At 61.5% G+C, this 20,532-nt stretch carries 18 protein-coding genes; 10 read left to right on the plus strand and 8 right to left on the minus strand.

What is annotated here, in order from left to right; all coding sequences use genetic code 11:
- Positions 1-15: 15 nt before the first annotated feature.
- Positions 16-1,164: a patatin-like phospholipase family protein gene (locus DBR46_RS12600; RefSeq protein ID WP_124526465.1), complete on the minus strand. Its 1,149-nt coding sequence runs from the start codon at positions 1,162-1,164 to the stop codon at positions 16-18.
- 157 nt (positions 1,165-1,321) lie between these two features.
- Complete coding sequence (locus DBR46_RS12605) at positions 1,322-2,257, minus strand: lipid A biosynthesis lauroyl acyltransferase (RefSeq protein WP_124526466.1); 936 nt, start codon at positions 2,255-2,257, stop codon at positions 1,322-1,324.
- Between the two features lie 119 nt (positions 2,258-2,376).
- On the opposite strand from DBR46_RS12605, the gene minC reads away from it, so the two are divergent.
- The 7 genes from minC (at position 2,377) to DBR46_RS12635 (ending at position 9,175) form a co-directional block, all read left to right on the plus strand.
- The gene (gene minC / locus DBR46_RS12610; protein ID WP_026136878.1) at positions 2,377-3,114 is read left to right on the plus strand and encodes a septum site-determining protein MinC; all 738 of its coding nucleotides are present in this window, start codon (positions 2,377-2,379) and stop codon (positions 3,112-3,114) included.
- Positions 3,115-3,314: 200 nt separating this feature from the next.
- Positions 3,315-4,127 (plus strand): septum site-determining protein MinD, encoded by an 813-nt coding sequence (minD, locus tag DBR46_RS12615; protein ID WP_017737535.1) that lies wholly within the window; start codon positions 3,315-3,317, stop codon positions 4,125-4,127.
- A gap of 3 nt (positions 4,128-4,130) precedes the next feature.
- On the plus strand, positions 4,131-4,385 hold the full coding sequence (gene minE / locus DBR46_RS12620) for a cell division topological specificity factor MinE (protein WP_003175252.1): 255 nt from the start codon (positions 4,131-4,133) through the stop codon (positions 4,383-4,385).
- Positions 4,386-4,481: 96 nt separating this feature from the next.
- The gene (locus DBR46_RS12625) at positions 4,482-5,117 is read left to right on the plus strand and encodes an RluA family pseudouridine synthase (RefSeq protein WP_017737534.1); all 636 of its coding nucleotides are present in this window, start codon (positions 4,482-4,484) and stop codon (positions 5,115-5,117) included.
- A 171-nt stretch (positions 5,118-5,288) separates the two neighbouring features.
- Complete coding sequence (locus DBR46_RS12630; RefSeq protein ID WP_017737533.1) at positions 5,289-6,578, plus strand: M18 family aminopeptidase; 1,290 nt, start codon at positions 5,289-5,291, stop codon at positions 6,576-6,578.
- 208 nt (positions 6,579-6,786) lie between these two features.
- Positions 6,787-6,963 carry a hypothetical protein gene (locus DBR46_RS30320; protein ID WP_010208820.1) on the plus strand — a complete coding sequence of 59 codons (177 nt, stop codon included), beginning with the start codon at positions 6,787-6,789 and terminating at the stop codon, positions 6,961-6,963.
- A gap of 52 nt (positions 6,964-7,015) precedes the next feature.
- Complete coding sequence (locus DBR46_RS12635; protein WP_124526720.1) at positions 7,016-9,175, plus strand: mechanosensitive ion channel family protein; 2,160 nt, start codon at positions 7,016-7,018, stop codon at positions 9,173-9,175.
- Positions 9,176-9,313: 138 nt separating this feature from the next.
- On the opposite strand, the gene DBR46_RS12640 is transcribed toward DBR46_RS12635, so the two are convergent.
- The 5 genes from DBR46_RS12640 to DBR46_RS12660 form a co-directional block, all read right to left on the minus strand.
- A complete protein-coding gene (locus tag DBR46_RS12640) occupies positions 9,314-9,535 on the minus strand; it encodes an MbtH family protein (protein ID WP_017527671.1) in 222 nt (73 codons plus the stop codon).
- An 82-nt stretch (positions 9,536-9,617) separates the two neighbouring features.
- A complete protein-coding gene (locus DBR46_RS12645; RefSeq protein ID WP_124526467.1) occupies positions 9,618-11,012 on the minus strand; it encodes an aspartate aminotransferase family protein in 1,395 nt (464 codons plus the stop codon).
- Between the two features lie 262 nt (positions 11,013-11,274).
- Positions 11,275-12,042: an N-acetylmuramoyl-L-alanine amidase gene (locus tag DBR46_RS12650; RefSeq protein WP_124526468.1), complete on the minus strand. Its 768-nt coding sequence runs from the start codon at positions 12,040-12,042 to the stop codon at positions 11,275-11,277.
- Between the two features lie 123 nt (positions 12,043-12,165).
- On the minus strand, positions 12,166-13,488 hold the full coding sequence (locus DBR46_RS12655; RefSeq protein WP_124526469.1) for an ATP-binding protein: 1,323 nt from the start codon (positions 13,486-13,488) through the stop codon (positions 12,166-12,168).
- Positions 13,485-14,165, minus strand: coding sequence for a response regulator (locus DBR46_RS12660; RefSeq protein WP_124526470.1), 681 nt, complete (start codon positions 14,163-14,165; stop codon positions 13,485-13,487). Before DBR46_RS12660 ends, DBR46_RS12655 begins: the two co-directional genes overlap by 4 nt.
- A gap of 175 nt (positions 14,166-14,340) precedes the next feature.
- Between DBR46_RS12660 and dsbD the strand changes: the two genes are divergently transcribed.
- From dsbD to dsbG, 3 genes are read left to right on the plus strand one after another with little or no spacing between them, the layout of a single operon-like run.
- The gene (gene dsbD, locus DBR46_RS12665; RefSeq protein ID WP_124526471.1) at positions 14,341-16,071 is read left to right on the plus strand and encodes a protein-disulfide reductase DsbD; all 1,731 of its coding nucleotides are present in this window, start codon (positions 14,341-14,343) and stop codon (positions 16,069-16,071) included.
- Positions 16,071-16,916 carry a TlpA disulfide reductase family protein gene (locus DBR46_RS12670; protein ID WP_124526472.1) on the plus strand — a complete coding sequence of 282 codons (846 nt, stop codon included), beginning with the start codon at positions 16,071-16,073 and terminating at the stop codon, positions 16,914-16,916. Before dsbD ends, DBR46_RS12670 begins: the two co-directional genes overlap by 1 nt.
- Positions 16,892-17,653, plus strand: a complete 762-nt coding sequence (gene dsbG, locus DBR46_RS12675; RefSeq protein ID WP_124526473.1) for a thiol:disulfide interchange protein DsbG — start codon at positions 16,892-16,894, stop codon at positions 17,651-17,653. Before DBR46_RS12670 ends, dsbG begins: the two co-directional genes overlap by 25 nt.
- Before the next feature lie 73 nt (positions 17,654-17,726).
- Here the strand turns inward: dsbG and DBR46_RS12680 are convergent, their stop codons facing one another.
- Positions 17,727-20,438 (minus strand): hypothetical protein, encoded by a 2,712-nt coding sequence (locus tag DBR46_RS12680; protein ID WP_177414045.1) that lies wholly within the window; start codon positions 20,436-20,438, stop codon positions 17,727-17,729.
- Positions 20,439-20,532: the final 94 nt, after the last annotated feature.

Raw genomic sequence — 20,532 nt, forward strand, 5'->3', positions numbered from 1 at the left:
AGCCCGCTCCCACATTTAGACTGGGGGCAACCCCAAGAATCGGGTGATTTCCTCACGCTTGGCCAACGCATCCCGCCGCCCCAATTCGATCAACTCGCTGCAATACCCCGCCTCGAACAGCAAGTAACTCAACACCCCCGCCCCGCTCGTCTTGGTCGCCCCCGGCCCCCGCAAGAACAGACGCAACGCCGCCGGCAATTCCTGGCGATGCCGTGCCGCGATCTCGTCGATGGGCTGGCTCGGTGCAATCACCAGCACTTCCACCGGCGCCAGACCACGGGCCGCGCTGTCGGCCGGTTGGAAATGGCTGAACTGGTTGAGGCGTTCCAGCAATTCGATATCACTTTCCAGGCTGTCAATGAACGTACTGTTGAGCATATGCCCGCCAATCTGCGCCAGGGTCGGTTCCTGGCCGGTGAACCTACGCTGCACGGCCGGCTCATTGCTACGGGGATTGCCGCTGACGCCCACCACCAGCACCCGACTGGCGCCCAGGTGCAGGGCCGGGCTGATAGGGGCGGATTGGCGTACGGCGCCATCGCCGAAGTATTCCTGGTCGAGTTTCACCGGGGCGAACAGCAACGGGATCGCCGAGCTGGCCAGCAGGTGCTCAACCGACAATTGCGTGGGCACGCCGATACGCCGATGGCGCAACCAGGCGTCGATGGTGCCGCCGCCCTGATAGAAGGTCACCGCCTGCCCGGACTCATAGCCAAAAGCCGTCACTGCGACCGCATGCAGATGCTTGTTGCGGATGGCGTCGTCGATGCCGTCCAGATGCAGCTTGTCCTTGAGCAACGCTTTGAGGGGGCTGCTGTTGAGCAGCGCCACCGGCACTTGCGCGCCCAGCCCCAGCAAACTATGGATAAAGAAACGACTCGCCTGGCGGATCACCCCCGGCCAATCACTGCGCAACACCAAGTGGCTGCGAAAGCCCTGCCAGAAGGCAGTGAGGCGCTGGATCGCCGCGGTGAAATCCGTGGCACCGCTGGCCAGGCTGACGGCATTGATCGCTCCGGCCGAGGTGCCGACAATCACCGGAAACGGGTTGGGTGCCCCCGGCGGCAACAACTCGGCAATCGCCGCCAACACCCCCACTTGATACGCCGCTCGCGCCCCACCGCCGGAAAGAATCAAGCCTGTAACCGGTTCAGCTGGGCGCATCGCGTCACTCCATGTGGGGAAAGGTCGGTCTTATTGTGGCGAGGGAGCTTGCTCCCGCTGGGCTGCGTAGCGGCCCCAACATCTTGGGAGCGCTTCGCACTCCAGCGGGACGGTGCGACGATTCGACAAGCTCCCTCGCCACAAGTGCTCATCTGTCTTATCGGCGGCGTTTTTCGTACAGCTTGGGCTCGCCCGGTGGCCGGCTCTTGAAGCGGCGATGGGTCCACAGATACTGCTCGGGGCACTGACGCACCGACGCTTCAACCCACTGGTTGATACGCAAGCAATCCGCTTCATCACTTTCGCCCGGGAAGTCGGTCAACGGCGGATGGATCACCAGCCGGTAACCACTGCCGTCCGCCAGGCGTTCCTGGGTGAACGGCACCACCAGCGCCTTGCCCAGCTTGGCGAACTTGCTGGTGGCCGGCACTGTGGCGGCCTGGATGCCGAACAGCGGCACGAAGATGCTCTGCTTGGCGCCGTAGTCCTGATCCGGCGCATACCAGATCGCACGGCCGGCGCGCAGCAGCTTGAGCATGCCGCGCACGTCTTCGCGCTCGATGGCCAGGGAGTCGAGGTTATGGCGCTCACGGCCACGGCGCTGGATAAAGTCGAACAACGGGTTGCCGTGTTCGCGGTACATGCCATCGATGGTGTGCTTCTGCCCAAGCAGAGCCGCACCGATCTCCAGGGTGGTGAAGTGCAAGGCCATGAGGATCACGCCCTTGCCATCCAGTTGGGCCTGCTTGAGGTGTTCCAGCCCTTCGACATGGGCCAGGCGCGCCAGGCGCTGGCGCGACCACCACCAGCTCATGGCCATCTCAAAGAAGGCAATGCCGGTGGAGGCAAAGTTTTCTTTAAGCAAATGTTTACGCTCTTTCGCGGATTTTTCCGGGAAGCACAGTTCCAGGTTTCGCGCGGCGATGCGGCGGCGTTCGCCGGCCACACGGTACATCCCCGCTCCCAGCAGGCGACCAATGGTCAGCAGCGCACGGTAGGGCAACTGGGTGACCAGCCACAGCAGGCCGAGCCCCAGCCATAACAGCCAGAAACGCGGGTGAAAAAATACAGCTCGAAAACGCGGGCGATCCATTACAGATTCCGGTAAAGACAGGGCCGCGCATTCTACAACGGTTCGACTCGGCTTGCGGCCAGTGGATGTTCTCGTTATAAGTCTCGACACTTTTCGTGACAAGCCGCTTTATGCCGACCATGAGCCAAACCGAACCGCTAGACCAAGATCCCGTGTTCCAGCTGAAAGGCAGCATGCTCGCCATCACCGTGCTGGAACTGGCCCGCAACGACCTCGACGCCCTGGACCGCCAGCTCGCCGCCAAGGTTGCCCTGGCGCCGAACTTTTTCAACAACGCCCCGCTGGTACTGGCCCTGGACAAACTTCCGGCTGGCCAGGGCCTTATCGACCTGCCCGGCCTGATGCGCGTGTGCCGCTCCCATGGCCTGCGCACCCTGGCGATTCGTGCCAGCCGTATCGAAGACATTGCCGCCGCCATCGCCATTGAACTGCCAGTACTGCCGCCGTCCGGCGCGCGCGAGCGTCCAATCGAACCATTGGTCGCCGAAGAGAAGAAAAAACCGGAAAAACCACCGGCTCCGACGATCAAGCCTACAAAGATCATCACCTCGCCCGTACGCGGCGGGCAGCAGATTTATGCCGAAGGCAGCGACCTGGTGGTGATCTCCTCGGTCAGTCCCGGGGCGGAACTTCTCGCCGATGGCAACATCCATGTATACGGCCCGATGCGCGGCCGTGCCCTGGCCGGCATCAAGGGTGATACCAAGGCGCGGATTTTTTGCCAGCAATTGACCGCTGAGCTAGTGTCCATCGCAGGCCGTTACAAGGTTTCCGAAGATTTGCGCCGTGATCCGCTCTGGGGGGCGGGGGTGCAGGTCAGCCTGTCGGGCGATGTGTTGAACATCATCCGTCTTTAACGGATACTGCCGCATTTTCCAAGCATCTCTAGACTCTGATAGCACAGCGAAACTGGCATTACTTGTGTAGGAACATCTGAAGGTTGGCGTTTTTCCTGCGCAAACCCGTCTTTTCCCTACAAGGGCTGTCCGCCTGCGGCGAGTATCAAGAGATGTTTTTCAGGGACTGAAACGTCCTTTTTCCTTAGGGGTGAAACACCTTGGCCAAGATTCTCGTGGTTACATCCGGCAAGGGTGGTGTGGGTAAGACCACCACCAGCGCCGCTATCGGTACCGGCCTCGCTCTGCGCGGCCACAAGACAGTCATCGTCGACTTCGACGTCGGTTTGCGCAACCTCGACCTGATCATGGGCTGCGAACGCCGCGTGGTGTACGACTTCGTCAACGTGGTCAACGGCGAAGCCAACCTGCAACAGGCCCTGATCAAGGACAAGCGCCTTGAGAACCTGTACGTACTGGCCGCCAGCCAGACCCGCGACAAAGATGCGTTGACCAAGGAAGGCGTAGGCAAAGTCCTCGCTGAACTGAAGGAAACCTTCGAATACGTGGTGTGCGACTCCCCGGCCGGCATCGAGACCGGTGCTCACCTGGCGATGTACTTCGCCGATGAAGCCATCGTCGTTACCAACCCGGAAGTGTCCTCGGTACGTGACTCGGACCGCATGCTCGGCCTGCTGGCCAGCAAGTCCCAGCGCGCCGAAAAGGGTGAAGATCCGATCAAGGAACACCTGCTGCTGACCCGTTACAACCCTGAGCGCGTCAGCAACGGCGAAATGCTTGGTGTTGAAGACGTGAAGGACATCCTTGCAGTGACCCTGCTGGGCGTGATCCCGGAATCCCAGGCCGTGCTGAAGGCATCCAACCAGGGCGTGCCGGTGATTCTTGATGACCAGAGCGACGCCGGCCAGGCGTACAGCGATGCGGTTGATCGCTTGCTCGGCAAGACCGTGGAACATCGCTTCCTCGATGTAAAGAAGAAGGGATTCTTCGAGCGTATCTTTGGAGGCAACTAAACAATGAAATTTCTCGACTTCTTTCGCGCCAACAAAAAGCCAAGTACCGCGTCGGTAGCGAAAGAGCGTCTACAGATCATCGTGGCGCACGAACGCGGCCAACGCAGTACGCCGGACTACCTGCCAGCCTTGCAGAAGGAACTGGTCGAGGTGATCCGCAAGTACGTCAATATCGGCAACGATGACGTGCATGTCGCCCTGGAAAACGACGGCAGCTGCTCGATTCTGGAACTCAATATCACCCTGCCTGATCGTTAAGCGAACAGGCGGTCGCCACGGCGGCTCGCGCACCTTGATCCCTTTTGGGGACCCAGGTGAGCGAGCCGCCGTTGGCGTTTGTTACGAGGCTGTTTAATGCCGTTGTCCAATATCCATATCATTCATCAGGACGACGCCGTCCTGGTGGTGAACAAGCCGACCCTGCTGCTCTCGGTGCCTGGCCGCGCCGACGACAACAAGGACTGCCTGATCACTCGCCTGCAGGAAAACGGCTACCCCGAAGCCCGCATCGTCCATCGCCTGGACTGGGAAACCTCGGGGATCATCCTGCTGGCCCGCGATGCCGACACGCACCGCGAACTGTCCCGTCAGTTTCACGACCGTGAAACCGAAAAAGCCTACACCGCCCTGGCCTGGGGCCAACCGGAACTGGACAGCGGCAGCATCGACCTGCCCCTGCGCTACGACCCGCCCACCAAGCCGCGCCATGTGGTGGACCACGAGTTCGGCAAACACGCGCTGACCTTCTGGAAAGTGCTGGAGCGCTGTGGCGACTGGTGCCGTGTGGAGCTGACGCCGATTACCGGGCGTTCGCACCAGTTGCGCGTGCATATGCTTTCTATCGGCCACCCACTCCTGGGCGACGGCCTGTACGCCCACGAACAAGCCCTGGCCGCCTGGCCACGCCTGTGCCTGCACGCGAGCATGCTGAGCTTCACCCATCCGCAAAGCGGCGAGCGCCTGCGCTTCGAGTGCCCTGCCCCCTTCTAAAGCTGGCAATACAATCAAAATGTGGGAGCGGGCTTGCTCGCGAATGCGGTCTGTCAGTACCAAAAATGTTGACTGACACACCGCCTTCGCGAGCAAGCCCGCACCCACATTTGTTCTGTGCACTTTTCGCCACCGACGGTAAACTCCGCGCATTGCTGTCTGGAGCTATTTATGCGCGAAGCGTTGAATCAAGGCCTGATCGACTTCCTCAAGGCCTCCCCTACTCCTTTTCATGCCACTGCTGCCTTGGCCCAGCGCCTGGAAGCCGCCGGTTACCAACGGCTCGACGAGCGCGAAACCTGGGCCACCGAGGCCAACGGGCGCTATTACGTGACCCGCAACGACTCCTCGATCATCGCCTTCAAGCTCGGCCGCCACTCGCCGTTGCAGGGCGGTATCCGCCTGGTCGGCGCCCACACCGACAGCCCGTGCCTGCGGGTCAAGCCCCAGCCCGAGCTGCAACGCCAGGGCTTCTGGCAGTTGGGCGTCGAAGTCTACGGCGGCGCGCTGCTGGCACCATGGTTTGACCGCGACCTGTCCCTGGCCGGCCGCGTGACCTTCCGCCGCGACGGCAAGGTCGAAAGCCAACTGATCGACTTCAAGCTGCCCATCGCCATCATCCCCAACCTGGCCATCCACCTGAACCGTGAAGCCAACCAGGGTTGGGCGATCAACGCGCAGACCGAGCTGCCGCCGATCCTCGCGCAATTCGCCGGCGACGAGCGCGTGGACTTCCGCGCCGTGCTCACCGAGCAGTTGGCCCGCGAACATGGGCTGAATGCCGACGTGGTGCTCGATTACGAGCTGAGCTTCTACGACACGCAAAGCGCAGCCGTGATCGGCCTCAATGGCGACTTCATCGCCGGCGCCCGCCTCGACAACCTGCTGTCGTGCTACGCCGGCCTGCAAGCCTTGCTCACCAGCGAAACCGATGAAACCTGCGTGCTGGTGTGCAACGACCACGAAGAAGTCGGCTCCTGCTCGGCCTGCGGCGCTGATGGCCCGATGCTGGAACAGACCCTGCGCCGCCTGCTGCCGGAAGGCGATGAATTCGTACGCACCATTCAGAAATCCCTGCTGGTCTCGGCGGACAACGCCCACGGTGTACACCCGAACTACGCCGAGAAGCACGACGCCAACCACGGCCCCAAGCTCAACGCCGGGCCGGTAATCAAGGTCAACAGCAACCAGCGCTACGCCACCAACAGCGAAACCGCCGGGTTCTTCCGCCACCTGTGTATGGCCGAAGAAGTGCCGGTGCAGAGCTTCGTGGTGCGCAGCGACATGGGCTGCGGCTCGACCATCGGCCCGATCACCGCCAGCCACCTGGGCGTGCGCACCGTGGATATCGGCTTGCCGACGTTTGCCATGCACTCGATTCGCGAGCTGTGCGGCAGCCATGACCTGGCGCATCTGGTGAAGGTGTTGGGGGCGTTTTACGCCAGTCGCGACCTGCCCTGATCTCTGGGCTGAATGCGGTCAAAAATGTGGGAGCGGGCTTGCTCGCGAATGCGGTGGATCAGTCACAGATTTTTTGTCTGATCCACCGCATTCGCGAGCAAGCCCGCTCCCACATTTGGTTCTGCGTTAACCTGACCCATATCACTCCCACTTCCAAAAATCCGACCTAGACTTGTCAGTATTCCCACTCCGACAAGGCCGTCGCACCATGATCTCCATGTCCTCCTTCCACGCCATGCTTATCCCGATCCTGATCGGCATGATCATGCTGGCCGTGGGCTTCAACTTTCGCGACAAACCCCTTGGCGTGTTCGGCATGTGGATCGGCATGCTGCTGATCCTCGGCACCGTGGTATACAAAATCCTCGCCAAACTGGCCGAATGACCCCTGCCCTCGTACACTCGGTCAACCCGTCGTGTTCAAGGTTGACCGCCTAGTGTTCTCCCGCCTGCTTGCCCTGCCCTGCTACCTGCTGATCGCCCTGCTCACCCTGCTGCCGCTCGCGCCTGCCCAAGCGGTGAGCCTGCCTGGCTTGCTTGGCAGCAATAACAAGGCCCAGCCCCAGGCCGAAGTGCCGTTGGGGCAGTCGCTGGACGAGGTGATCAAGACCCTGGAGAACGACCAGCAGCGCACCCAACTGCTGAGCGATCTGAAAAAACTGCGCGCCGCCACGCAAAAAGCCCAACCCGCCGCCGAAGAAGGCGTGCTGGGGTTGATCGGCGGTACGCTGGCCAACCTGGAAGCGCAGTTTTCCGGGGCCGACAGCCCGCTGGGGCGCTGGTCCAATGAATTCGATCAGGCCAAGGATGAATTCAGCGCCCTGCTGCTGCCGGCCAACGAATGGTTGCCGATCATTTTCGGCTTTGCCTTGATCCTGGCGGTGTGGAGCCTGCTGGCCTACGCACTGATCTGGCTCAGCCACCGCGTGCGCGAACGTTTCGGCCTGCCCGAAGAGCTGCCGCAACACCCGCGCACCTGGGACATGGTGCGCTTCGCCCTGCGCAAACTGGGGCCGTGGCTGATCGCGTTGGTGATCACGGTGTACCTGAGCTACGTGCTGCCGTCGTCCCTGGGCAAATCCCTGGCGATGGTGCTGGCCTATGCGCTGGTGGTCGGCACCTGTTTCTCGGCGATCTGTGTGATTGCGTTTTCGGTGCTCGACGGCCCGCACCGCCATCGCGCCCTGTATATCCTGCGCCACCAGGCCTTCCGCCCGCTGTGGTGGATCGGCAGCTTTGCCGCCTTCGGTGAAGCCTTGAGCGACCCAAGGCTGGTCCAGGCCCTGGGCCAGCACCTGTCCCATACGGCGGCGACCGTCGCCAATGTGATGGCTGCGCTGTCCACCGGCGTATTCATCCTGCGTTTCCGCCGGCCGATTGCCCACCTGATCCGCAACCAGCCGCTGTCGCGCCGCCTCACGCGCCGCGCCCTGAGCGACACCATCGAGATCATCGGTTCCTTCTGGTACATCCCGGCCTTGCTGCTGGTGGGCATCTCGCTGTTCGCCACCTTTGTCTCTGCCGGCGACACCAGCACCGCGTTGCGCCAATCGCTGTTGTGCACGGTGTTGCTGGTGTTGTGCATGGTGATCAACGGCCTGGTACGGCGTCACGCGCTCAAGCCTCAACGCGGGCACAAGCGCCATGCGCTGTACTCCGAGCGGCTGAAAAGTTTTGTCTACACCCTCGCCCACTTGGTGGTGTGGCTGGTGTTTATCGAATTGGGCCTGCGGGTGTGGGGCCTGTCGCTGATTCGTTTTACCGAAGGCGACGGTCATGAAATCAGCGTCAAGCTGTTCGGCCTGGCCGGCACGTTGCTGTTTGCGTGGCTGATCTGGATCCTCAGCGACACCGCGATCCACCACGCCCTCACCCGCTCGCGCAAAGGCCTGGCGAATGCGCGTGCGCAGACCATGATGCCGCTGATCCGCAACGTGTTGTTCGTGACCATCTTTATCATCGCCGCCATCGTCGCCCTGGCAAACATGGGCATGAACGTCACGCCGCTGCTGGCCGGTGCCGGTGTGATCGGTTTGGCCATCGGTTTTGGTGCACAGTCGCTGGTGGCGGACTTGATCACCGGCCTGTTCATCATCATCGAAGACTCCCTGGCCATCGACGACTACGTGGACGTCGGCGGCCACCTCGGCACCGTCGAGGGCCTGACCATCCGTACCGTGCGCCTGCGCGATATCGACGGCATCGTGCATACCATCCCGTTCAGCGAAATCAAGAGCATCAAGAACTACTCGCGGGAGTTCGGCTACGCGATCTTCCGGGTGGCGATCCCGTACAACATGGAAATCGACGACGCGATCAAGCTGATGCGCGACGTCGGCCAGAAGATGCGCAACGACCCGCTGCAACGCCGCAATATCTGGTCGCCACTGGAGATTCAGGGGGTGGAGAGTTTCGAGTCGGGCAGCGCGATCCTGCGCGCACGGTTCAAGACGGCGCCGATCAAGCAGTGGGAAGTGTCGCGGGCGTTCAACTTGTCACTGAAGCGGCATCTGGATGAGGCGGGGTTGGATCTGGCTACGCCGCGTTTGAGTGTGCAGGTGGTGACAGCCGGGTCGGAAAAAGAGAAGAACACCTAAAAGGCAACACCGTCCAAATGTGGGAGCGGGCTTGCTCGCGAATGCAGTGTGTCAGCTTGCATACGTATTACTGACACACCGCATTCGCGAGCAAGCCCGCTCCCACACAAGCCCGCTCCCACATTTGATCTGCGCTGCTTAAGCGAGCGCCGCACCATCCATTTTCTGACGCAGGCTCAGCGGGCGCATATCGGTCCAAGTCTCTTCGATATAGGCCAGGCACTCTTTCTTCAGGCCGCTCTTGCCCACGGTGCGCCAGCCTTCCGGCACGGCCTTGTAGTCGGGCCAGATGGAATACTGCTCTTCATGGTTGACCACTACCTGAAACAGGATGTCGTCGCGGTCAAATACTGAGGTCATTGCTGTTCTCCATCGCTAAAAGGCTGGCTGCGCACCACGCGCAGCGCTGATATCTGTAGAAACGTACCAAACCGCGAAAAAATTAGAGGCTGGCGACCGCTGCGGCCAAGGCGCGGCCGAAGATCTCGGCCACCTGGTCCACTTCAACAGCGGTGATCACCAGTGGCGGCAGGAAGCGCACCACACTGCCATGGCGCCCACCCAGTTCCAGGATCAGGCCGCGCTTGAGGCATTCGCGCTGCACCAGCGGCGCCAGTTGGCGATGCACCGGCGGATGGCCCTGGCTATCGACGGCGCCCTGCGGATCGACCAGCTCCACCCCCAACATCAGCCCGCGACCGCGAATATCTCCCAGTTGCGGAAAATCGCGCTGCAGGATGCGCAGGTGTTCACCCAGGCGCTCGCCCATGGCGGCGGCATGGCCGGCCAGGTCGTGTTCCTTGAGGTAGCGCATCACCGCCGAACCCGCCGCCATGGCCATCTGATTGCCACGGAACGTCCCGGCATGCGCGCCCGGCAGCCAGGTGTCGAGCCAGTCGCGGTACACCACCACCGCCAGCGGCAGACTGCCGCCGATGGCCTTGGACATCACCACCACATCCGGGATGATGCCGGCGTGCTCAAAGGCAAACATCTTGCCGGTGCGACCGAAACCGCTCTGGATCTCGTCGACGATCAACGCCACGCCGGCGCTCTCGGTGATACGGCGCAGGCCACGCAACCAGTCGAGATCGGCCGGGATCACGCCGCCCTCACCCTGCACCACTTCGACAATCACCGCCGCTGGCAGCAATACCCCGGCTTCCGGGTCGTTCAGCAGGTTTTCCAGGTAATGCAGGTTGACCCGCACCCCCTCCGCGCCGCCCAGGCCGAACGGGCAACGATAGTCGTACGGGTACGGCAGGAATTGCACGCCATTACTGAGCAACGCGCCCAAGGGCTTTTTCGGCCCCAGGCTGCCCATCAGGCTCAAGGCGCCCTGGCTCATGCCGTGGTAGCCGCCCTGGAACGACAGCACCGTGCTGCGTCCGGTGGCTGTACGCACCAGTTTCAACGCGGCTTCCACCGCATCCGTACCGGTGGGCCCGCAGAACTGGATTTTCGCTTGCCGCGCCAGTTCTGTCGGCAGCAGGCCGAACAGGTCCTGCACAAACTGATCCTTGACCGGCGTGGTCAGGTCCAGGGTGTGCAACGGCAACTCGTCGCTCAGCACCTGCTGGATGGCGGCGATCACCACCGGGTGGTTATGCCCCAGCGCCAGCGTGCCGGCGCCGGCCAGGCAGTCGATGAAACTGCGACCTTCGACGTCTTCCACGTAGATGCCCTTGGCCCGTTTGAGCGCCAGGGGAATGCGCCGCGGGTAACTGCGGGCGTTGGATTCCTGCTGACGCTGGCGGGCCAGCAGCGGGGTTTCGTCGAACTGGTAGAGCGTTTCGTGAAGCGGGGTGTCTTCGATATGGCTGATAGCGACGGACATTACTCGATCCCTCATCTGATTCCTGTTCTGGAAACGCACCAGCGAAGGGAGGATTTAGGCCTGTGGTCGCTAAAAAGCCGGAGTGGTCGAGGACATCTGCCAGATAAGCACAGATCCAAAATGTGGGAGCGGGCTTGTGTGGGAGCGGGCTTGCTCGCGAATGCAGAGTGTCAGTCAATACATGTGCAACTGACCCACCGCTTTCGCGAGCAAGCCCGCTCCCACATTTGGACCGAGTTCGACACAAGGGACGTGTATGCGGTCAGAGGCAGCGGTACTTTTCATTTAACGCATACAGAATCGCGCAGGTCTGCGCATCCAGGAACCCGCCATAATCCCGCGCCCGAAAGTGCATCTGGAACGCCCGCGTGCGCTGTTCAAACGCCCACCGGTTCTGCGCAGGTTTGTACCCGTAACGCTGAAACGCCCGCTCCACCTCGACTTCCGGCGGCAAGCCGAGGCAAAACCGTCGCTGGTACATCGCCCGCGTCGACTCGTCGAACCAGGCACCGATCCCCGCTTCATGCAAACGCTGCCACGGCAGGCGCGGGCCGGGATCACTTTTGCGCCAATACGCCACGTCCGAGTGCCCGAGGATGTCACTCGGGCCGATCTGCGGATAACGGCCAAGAATGTCGCGCACCAGTGCGATCAATACCTCGATCTGTTCCTCAGCGTACGCAGGAAAGGTAAACACACCGCCGTCATCCCGTGCCAGGTTGACGATTTCGATGCCAATCGCGCGGCTATTGAGGTTATCCCGCCCACCCCACTGGCTGACCCCGGCATGCCAGGCGCGCTGGTCTTCGTTCACCAGGCGGAATACTCGCAGTTCCTCATAACCGGCGGCGCGGTAGCTGGGTTCATCCGGGTCGGGCAATAGATAGTGCGCGCTGACGCCATCCCGCGTCAGGGTACGCAGGGATGAACCAAAGGGCGCGGCGGTGTAATGCAGGATCAGCTGGCGCACGGCCTCGCCGTTGCGTTCATTGAAATCCTTGGAGGGGAAACTGGTATCGATCACCAACATAAAAGCTGTCCTTTTCAGTCCAGGCCGAATCATTCAGCCCGTTCAAGCGCAAAAAAATTACCGCCATCCTGAAGGCTTGAATTCCAGGTGGGCGGTAACTATTTGGGACTTGAAAGAAAAGGGTCAGCGCCGCAACGGCATGCCCAACTCAACCCGCAGGCCATCGGCCTGGCTGTCGAATTTCAACGAACAAGAGCAGCGCTGCACAATCGCCTGCACAATCGCCAGGCCCAAGCCGCAGCCTTCGCTGTTGCCATTGCGCCAGAAACGCTGGGTGAGGTATTGCAAGTCCTCGCTGGAGATCTGCTTGCCATGGTCACGCACGCGGAACACCACATGCTCGGCGTCGCTGAAAACATTCAGTTCCACCCGTGTATCGGCGGGCGTGTGACGCAAGGCGTTGTCCAGCAAGTTGCGCAGCGCCGCGACCGCCAGGCCTACCGGCATTTCCACCGGGGTGTCGACGAGGTTGTCCGCCAGGATCAGGTCGATGCGCCCGTTGTCGCCGGCATTGGCGTCCTGGATGGCCAGCCGCGCGACTTGCTCGGCGCTGGATTGCAAACCGTCGTCGAAGGACAGGCTGCCTTCCACTCGCGCCAGCAACAGCAGTTGCTCCAGGGTACGGTGCAAACGGTCGGCGCCCTCCTCGGCATGGGCCAGGGACTGGTCGCGGGCCGCGCCGTCGGTCATACGAGCCACTTGCAGGTGGGTCTTGATGGCCGTCAGCGGGCTGCGCAGCTCATGGGCCGCGTCGCCGGTGAGGCGGCGCTCACGCTCGATGGCTTTGGCAATGCGCTGGAACAGTTGGTTCTGGGTGTCGAGCAACGGCTTGAGTTCGCTGGGCAGCGGGTGGATCTGCAACGGTTCCAGGGAGTCGGCACTGCGCCGCATCAGCGCGTCACGCATGCGGTTAAGCGGCACCAGGCTCTGGCCGATACCCAGCCACAACAGGCACAGGCAACCAAGCATCGCCACACCCACCGGCACCGAAGCCGCGAGCAGGATCGACAGGTTCAACGCCTCACGCTCCACCTGGCGGTCAGCGGTGGTGATCAACAGATCGCCACGGGACAAGGTGAAACTGCGCCACGCCGCGCCGTCGATGACCTGGTCACGAAAGCCACTGCGCATGGACTCCAGGCCCTCGTCCGGGGTCGTGTGGCTGCGGGCCAGGACTTCGCCGCGCAACGAACTGACCTGGCAGGCCATGCCGCCCGGCACATTCAGTGGCTTGGCGCCGAAATGCTTGCCCACACTGGAACTGGCCAGGCCCGGCATCTCTTCCATCAGCCCGGCGACCATGCGCGCCGAAGCCACCAGACGCTGGTCAAGGGAGAACATCATCTGGTTGCGCAGATCGTTGAGCATCCAGGCAGCCGCCAGGGCCCAGATCAGTACAAAGGCGGCGCCCAGCTTGAACGTCAGGCGCAGGCGCAGGCTTTTCACGACGCGTCCTCTCCACCGTCCGCCGGGCCCAGGCGGTAGCCGAGGCCGCGCACGGTCTCGACAATGCCGTTGCCCAACTTGCGGCGCAGGTGATGGATATGCACGTTCAGCGCGTTGCTTTCCAGTTCGTCATTGAAGCCATAGACGCTGTCCTTGAGCTGCTCGCTGGACAGTACGCGGCCCTTGTTGTGCAGCAGGGCTTGCAGCAACGCCTGCTCGCGACGGGACAGGTCCACCGGTTCGCCGCCCAGAAAGGTCTCGCGGCTGCTCGGGTCGTAGGCCAAACGGCCATGCTCGATCAGGTTGACGCTGCGCCCGGCCATGCGCCGCAACAAGGTTTGCAGGCGCGCGGCCAGCTCGCGCAGGTCGAAGGGCTTGAGCAGGTAATCGTCGGCACCGGCTTGCAGGCCGTCGACACGGTTGGTCACAGAATCGCGGGCGGTGAGGATCAGCACCGGGATTTCCAACCCCTGGCTACGCTGTTGCTGCAGCAGCTTGAGGCCATCTTCGTCCGGCAAGCCGAGATCAAGCACCATGATGTCAAACGTCGCCGCCTTGAGCATGGCCCGTGCAGCCGCCGCCGTGCCAACGCGCTCCACGGTAAAACCCTGGGCGGTGAGGCCGGCCACGATGCCGCTGGCGATCAGATCGTCGTCTTCGCAGACCAGTACGTGCATGCTGAACCCTTCATGAAAGATGGCGTGATTAGAAGTGCGGCCGATTAAGTGCAGATTATGCCGCTAAAAGATCCATGCTCAGCGATTCCCTACACTCTAGAATAGCCCCGGTTAATCATCGGTTAATCAACGCCACACATTGTGTGCCTCACTTGCATCGAACTAAGGCTTGACCATGCGGCATCTGTTTATCTTTCTGCTGGTGTTGTTCGCCGGGTTCGCCACGGCCGCGCCGGGCAATCCGTTTGAGACAAAACCCGACTTCCTCCCGGTGGGCAAGGCCTTCACCTTTACCTCCGAGCGCCTGGAAAGTGGCGAGACCCAACTGTATTGGCAGATTGCCGACGGTTACTACCTGTACCAGCAGCGCATGAAGTTCGACGGCCTGGCCGAGAAACCCGTGCTGCCCCAGGGGGAAGCCCATAGCGACGAGTTCTTCGGCGAGCAGCAAGTGTATCGCCAGGGCCTGGAGGTGAAAATTCCTGCCGGCGTTACCGGCCAGGTCAAGCTGGGCTGGCAGGGTTGCGCCGATGCGGGCCTGTGTTATCCGCCGCAGTCGATGACCGTGGACCTGGGCGGGGCAGCCAAGCCAGCAGTGGCTGGCGGTACGGCCGACGACCAGAAAATCGCCCGATTCCTCAGTGAACGGAATCTGTTCTGGAGCTTGCTGGCTATTTTCGCGCTTGGCCTGGGCCTGGCGTTTATGCCCTGCTCGTTGCCCATGTTGCCGATTCTCGCGGGCCTGGTGGTAGGCAGTGGTGCCAGCCCGCGACGCGGCTTTGCCCTCGCCGGCAGCTACGTGGTGTGCATGGCCCTGGTGTATGCCGCACTGGGCGTGGTGGCGGCCCTGCTCGGCGCCAACCTGCAAGCGTGGCTGCAGCAACCCTGGGTGCTCGGTTCCATCGCGACGCTGTTTGTGTTGCTGGCGCTGCCCATGTTCGGCTTCTTCGAGCTGCAACTGCCGGCCTTCCTGCGTGATCGCCTGGACAACCTCAGCCGCCAGCAAAGCGGCGGCAGCATGGTCGGGGCCGGCATACTCGGCGCCCTCTCCGCCCTGGTGGTGGGCCCCTGCATGACGGCCCCGCTGGCGGGACTGCTGCTGTATATCGGCCAGACCGGCGACGTGGTGTTCGGTGGCCTCGCGCTGTTCACCCTCGGCATCGGCATTGGTGTGCCGCTGCTGTTGCTCGTCACCCTGGGCAACGGCGTGCTGCCCAAGTCCGGCAGCTGGATGAACCTGGTCAAGGGCATCTTCGGCTTCCTGTTCCTCGGCAGCGCCGTGTTGATGATCCGCCCGGTGGTCGATGCCAGCCTGTGGCTCGGCCTGTGGGGCGCACTGGCGCTGGTCATGGCCTACTGCGGCTGGACCCTGGCCCGCGAATACGGCCTGGCCGCCAAGGTGTTTGGCGCCGGCTCCCTGGTCTTGGGCCTGTGGGGCGCAGTGCTGGTGGTGGGCGCAGCCGGTGGCAGCGATGACCTGTGGCAGCCGCTCAAGGTCTACGGCGGCTCGCCGGTGGCGGCTGCTCCCAGCGCCCACGACGCGTTCATGACCATCAGCGACCCCGCCGTGCTGCAAAGCCAACTCGACAGCGCCAAGGCCCAGGGCCAGTGGGTGCTGGTGGACTACTATGCCGACTGGTGCGTGTCCTGCAAGATCATGGAAAAACAGGTGTTCGGCAAACCCGCAGTGATGGATGCCCTCAAGGACGTGCGCCTGCTGCGCCTGGACGTCACCGCCGACAACGCCGCCAGCCGCGAACTGCTCGGCCGCTATAAAGTCCCGGGGCCACCGAGCTTCGTGTGGATCGGCCCCGACGGTGAAGAACGCCGCGCCCAACGCATCACCGGCGAAGTGGATGCCACCGCCTTCCTGCAACGCTGGACGCAAACCCGAGACGCCCTCTGATGTTGACCCTGACCATCGGCACCTTCGCCATCGCCCTGAATCACCTCCTGCTGATCAGCGCGCTGATTCTCGCCACCCTGGTGGGTTGGCGCGTGGCCAAGCGTGGCGGTGAGAACCCGGAATCGGTGCTGTTCAGCCTGTTCCTGCTGGGCATGCTGGTGGCGCGACTCAGTTTTGTGCTGATGTACTGGAACGACTACAGCCACGACCCGCTGCTGATGGTGGACCTGCGTGACGGCGGCTTCCTCGCCTGGCCCGGCGTCATTGCCCTGATCCTCGGCGCGCTGGCGTACGGCTGGCGCCGCCCGGCCCTGCGCACGCCGCTGGGTGCCGGAGTGGTCACCGGCCTGGTGTTCTGGGGGCTGACCAGTTTGTCCTTGAGCCTCTACGACAAGGGCGCCCAACTGCCGGACATCACCCTGCGCACTGCCAGCGGCGAAACGGTGCAACTGGCCGACTACAAGGGCGGCCCGCTGGTGATCAACCTGTGGGCCACCTGGTGCCCGCCGTGCCGCCGGGAAATGCCCGTGCTGGAACGCGCGCAACGCCAACATCCCGACGTGACCTTCCTGTTCGTCAACCAGGCCGAAAGCATGCAAAGCGTCAGCACCTACCTCGCCACCCAGGGCCTGACCCTCGACAACGTGCTGTTCGACGCCAGCGGCCGCCTCGGCCAGGCCGTGGGCTCGATGGCCCTGCCGACTACGCTGTTCTACAGCGCCGACGGGCGCCTGCTCAACAGCCACCTCGGTGAACTGTCCCAAGCCAGCCTGGCCCGCGCCATGGAACCCTTCGACACCGCCCCTGCAAGGAAACCGACATGCCAAGCTTCCGCCACCTGCTGACCCTGCTGCCGCTGACGCTGGCGGCCACCCTGGCCCAGGCCGAAGACTGGCCCGCGCCGATCAAACAGATCGAAGCCAAGGGCGCCAAGATCCTCGGCAAGTTCGACGCCCCCAGCGGCCTCACCGGCTACGCCGCGCAATACCAGAACCGCGGCATGGCCCTGTACCTGACCGCCGACGGCAAAAGCGTGCTCGCCGGCAACCTGTACGACGCCCAAGGCAACGACCTGAGCAGCGCGCCCCTGGAAAAACTGGTGTACGCGCCGATGGCCAAGGAAGTCTGGGCCAAGATGGAAAAAAGCAGCTGGATCCAGGACGGCGACGTCAACGCGCCGCGCATCGTCTACCTGTTCAGCGACCCCAACTGCCCGTACTGCAACATGTTCTGGGAACAGGCGCGCCCATGGGTGAAAGCCGGCAAAGTGCAGTTGCGCCACATCATGGTCGGCATCATCCGCGAAGACAGTGCGGCCAAATCCGCCGCATTGTTCGCCGCCAAAGACCCGCAAAAGGCCCTGGAAGAACACGAAGCCGCCGGCAAGGGCAGCAAGTTGCAGGCACTGGCGAAGATCCCGGCGAATATCGAGGCCAAGCTGGATGGGAATATGAAGCTGATGGATGAACTGGAGTTGTCGGCGACGCCGGCGATTTTTTATCTGGATGACAAGGGTGGGTTGCAGCAACAGCAAGGGGCGCCTTCGCCGGAGAAACTAGGGAAGATCATGGGGCCGAAATAAGTTATCCCACAGGCGAAATACAAGGCCTCCAACGCTCGGAGGCCCTGCACTGGCTACAAGTGGCCATTGCTGATCAAAGTTCCTCCACCGTCACCTGAGTCACATCAAAGTCATTACCTGGATATATCCCCATCTGACGGTTTTCAAACGTGAGCGACGCCGAACTTGACGCCGCAGTGAAGACGCCTTGGATATGTTCCCAAGTCCTAGCCGGCAACGTTACTGGCGAAATATCCACCCCATCGGCCGTAAGCACCAACCGTGGTTTATTGCCTACCCCACTATTATCACGAACCCAAGCACTGAACTTGTACTGACGCCCCACCTCCAGCCCAGTGAATGTCTGAAACAGTTTCACACTTTGCGTCGCTGGAGAGGTTGTGTTGGTGTAACCCCAGTCAAACAAGAAATACCCGCTAGGTTTCCCAGGCACTGCACCTGTTTTTTCAATCAGATCCCTGAGGTCCGAAGCACCCGGTCCTCTTTGCCAGCCGTTCCAACCTTTCCCTGCTGGATCGAAGTCTGTGTGATGGTAAAAAGCCTTGCGAAACTCCAGATTTAGCACAGGAAACTGGATTGCATTGCTCCTGACACCGGCCACATCAGGAGTCCCCTCGTAAGAAACCACCAGCGGGGTTTTGTTACGCAGTTTCTCCAACTCCGTACGCAGGAGCTTCATATCCAAACCTGCACTTACCTCTGGCTCAGTAATCGCGTGGCCGGTCGCTACTTGGATGGTATAGGGTAAGCCATTCTCGTCAGTCCCTCTGCATTCCAACCAACCATGCTGACCCAACAAAAGAAACCACCATTTGTTTACGACAACATCGGCATCACCCGGAAAGGTCCGCGTGTCGAGGATGCCGCCCTGGATGGCGTAAGGAGTCGCCTGCTTCACTGCTGGTTTAGGCAAACGTACAGCGACACTGACTTGCAGATTCAGAGGTGGTGAGATCTGCACCTTGCACGCGCTGGTCACGGTATAAGTGATCTTAATGGTTTTGCCCATACTTTCGATGACCGCTTCCGGCGGAACGAAGAAGACCGAGTCACTGCCAGGTTGGGCAGGCAGCGGCAAGCAACTGCCGTCTGGCTTGGACCAGCACACAGAGATGCTGTGGCCCGGATGCTTTCCGACGTAATCAACCTCGACATGCACACCGTCGCGTCCATTCCAGACGGTCAGGTCATCGTCCACTGCTTCGGTCACCGAAGGCTTAAGAAGGTCCAGCGGTTCCTGCTCGACCTTGAAAGCCTGAGCAGGAAACTCGCGAGCGTTCTCCAGCCCGATCACCTCACAAAAGCTCACTGCAAAATGCAGCTCGAACTCGCTGCAATCGGCCAGTTTTTGCAGTTCAGCCCTTGGAATAGGCGCCTCCACACCTTTAGCCTTCCAATCGTGTGTCACAGGCTCATCCCGTAAAATGTCGAACCGGTATACACTGCCGTCCCCGTCCTTTCCCGTGATCCACATCCAACAAAGATTCGAACACTCGGCGTAGGCCCAAACGGGCACTGTAGCCAATGCGCCCCCTTTGAATGTGCTGAGATCCACTGTGCCGTTAGTTGCTTCTTCAATATTTGGATGAACGAACCGGGGCACCGATACGCTGACGTCCTGTGCAGGGGATGACTGCTCACTTTCGTTGAATGCAAGGGTGTAGGTCAGCGTCATCGACTTATTGAATAAACAGGCAACGATACAGGCCGATAGTTTGACCGACGCCGGATCCCCGTCATGTTCAATGGCCACGCAGCCTAGCGGTTTCTTCGCGAATCCCGGCCCGCCCACAAAAAAACAGACGCGATCGCCCGCATAGGTATCCAGGCCGGGAACGTCTACATCGCCTCCCTCTTTAGTGAGTTCGGGATTAAGATGCCACCCACCGTTGTAGTCCACAGACTGGCGCAGATGCGGAGGAGGCAAGTCCAACCCTGGTGCCACAATCAACGCTGCGGTCCGACGCCGCTGGATCTCCAGAGCATTCGCCGGCAATCGCGTTTCAAGGTGCGGGTCGACGTCAACTGGAGGCTCGGCAGGCAAACCGCTGGTAATCCAGGCACTTTGCAGCGTAATAGACCGCCATGGTTTGCGTCGCGCCAGCCAACCGCGTGCGATAGAGAAGCGAAGTACGTGCCCCGCAACGGCCTCTTCAGCAGTCAATTCGTGACCATAAATCACGGTATAGAACTTGTACGGCACAACGTCCTGCTCGGTAACCGCAGTGCAATAAACCCTGTCACCCGCCTTGGCAAGAGGCGGTACCGGCACCAGCACCGTCTCATCACCCGTATGATCGTGCATGTCGTAGGTAGGCGTGTTATGCACGATTTTTTCGTGGAGCAAATAGGGTGCAAGGTTTTCACTTTCACTGGCTGGATAGAACGATATCCCCACTTCCTTGACCGATGATTGCGCTGCCTGCCCTTGCGCTTTCCCTGTATATGAAATGAGGGCTGTAAACCCCATAAGCGTGGTCAAGTAAGCCAAAGGGATTGCTATTTTCCTCGCCCCTGACTGACCGCTTGAGTCCACAATATCCTCGAGTACAAGCTCAGGCGCGTCCTTTGCGCTGAACTTGACGGTGATAGGTGAACTGTCCATGCGTGGATCAACAGTGAGGTAAGAACCTGGCATTCGAGAGGGAACGACCGTGCCGTCCACCTCACTCGAAAGCTGCGGAGCGGCAACGTCCAGAGCTTTGGGCTTGACCGGCTTTTGAGGACTGGGGTCGACGGGATCTGAGGCAATTTTAGCTGTTATGGGTGCCTTTTCTTTAGCCATGACAAGAACTCCGTGTTTAAAGGGCCAGAAACCTCAGCCAGCATGAAGCCAAGGTTTCTCCCTTTAGTGAGCTCTTTTGCCACCGTTTCGCCTA

Origin of the sequence: Pseudomonas sp. KBW05, from assembly GCF_003852405.1 — a bacterium.
Classification (GTDB): Bacteria; Pseudomonadota; Gammaproteobacteria; order Pseudomonadales; family Pseudomonadaceae; genus Aquipseudomonas.

Bases quoted from the DNA above. Each gene is read 5' to 3' on its own strand.
- DBR46_RS12600 (WP_124526465.1), bottom strand. From the start codon at position 1,164: ATGCGCCCAGCTGAACCGGTTACAGGCTTGATTCTTTCCGGCGGTGGG.
- DBR46_RS12605 (WP_124526466.1), bottom strand. From the start codon at position 2,257: ATGGATCGCCCGCGTTTTCGAGCTGTATTTTTTCACCCGCGTTTCTGG.
- minC (WP_026136878.1), top strand. From the start codon at position 2,377: ATGAGCCAAACCGAACCGCTAGACCAAGATCCCGTGTTCCAGCTGAAA.
- minE (WP_003175252.1), top strand. From the start codon at position 4,131: ATGAAATTTCTCGACTTCTTTCGCGCCAACAAAAAGCCAAGTACCGCG.
- DBR46_RS12625 (WP_017737534.1), top strand. From the start codon at position 4,482: ATGCCGTTGTCCAATATCCATATCATTCATCAGGACGACGCCGTCCTG.
- DBR46_RS12630 (WP_017737533.1), top strand. From the start codon at position 5,289: ATGCGCGAAGCGTTGAATCAAGGCCTGATCGACTTCCTCAAGGCCTCC.
- DBR46_RS30320 (WP_010208820.1), top strand. From the start codon at position 6,787: ATGATCTCCATGTCCTCCTTCCACGCCATGCTTATCCCGATCCTGATC.
- DBR46_RS12640 (WP_017527671.1), bottom strand. From the start codon at position 9,535: ATGACCTCAGTATTTGACCGCGACGACATCCTGTTTCAGGTAGTGGTC.
- DBR46_RS12645 (WP_124526467.1), bottom strand. From the start codon at position 11,012: ATGTCCGTCGCTATCAGCCATATCGAAGACACCCCGCTTCACGAAACG.
- DBR46_RS12650 (WP_124526468.1), bottom strand. From the start codon at position 12,042: ATGTTGGTGATCGATACCAGTTTCCCCTCCAAGGATTTCAATGAACGC.
- DBR46_RS12660 (WP_124526470.1), bottom strand. From the start codon at position 14,165: ATGCACGTACTGGTCTGCGAAGACGACGATCTGATCGCCAGCGGCATC.
- dsbD (WP_124526471.1), top strand. From the start codon at position 14,341: ATGCGGCATCTGTTTATCTTTCTGCTGGTGTTGTTCGCCGGGTTCGCC.
- DBR46_RS12670 (WP_124526472.1), top strand. From the start codon at position 16,071: ATGTTGACCCTGACCATCGGCACCTTCGCCATCGCCCTGAATCACCTC.
- dsbG (WP_124526473.1), top strand. From the start codon at position 16,892: ATGCCAAGCTTCCGCCACCTGCTGACCCTGCTGCCGCTGACGCTGGCG.
- DBR46_RS12680 (WP_177414045.1), bottom strand. From the start codon at position 20,438: ATGGCTAAAGAAAAGGCACCCATAACAGCTAAAATTGCCTCAGATCCC.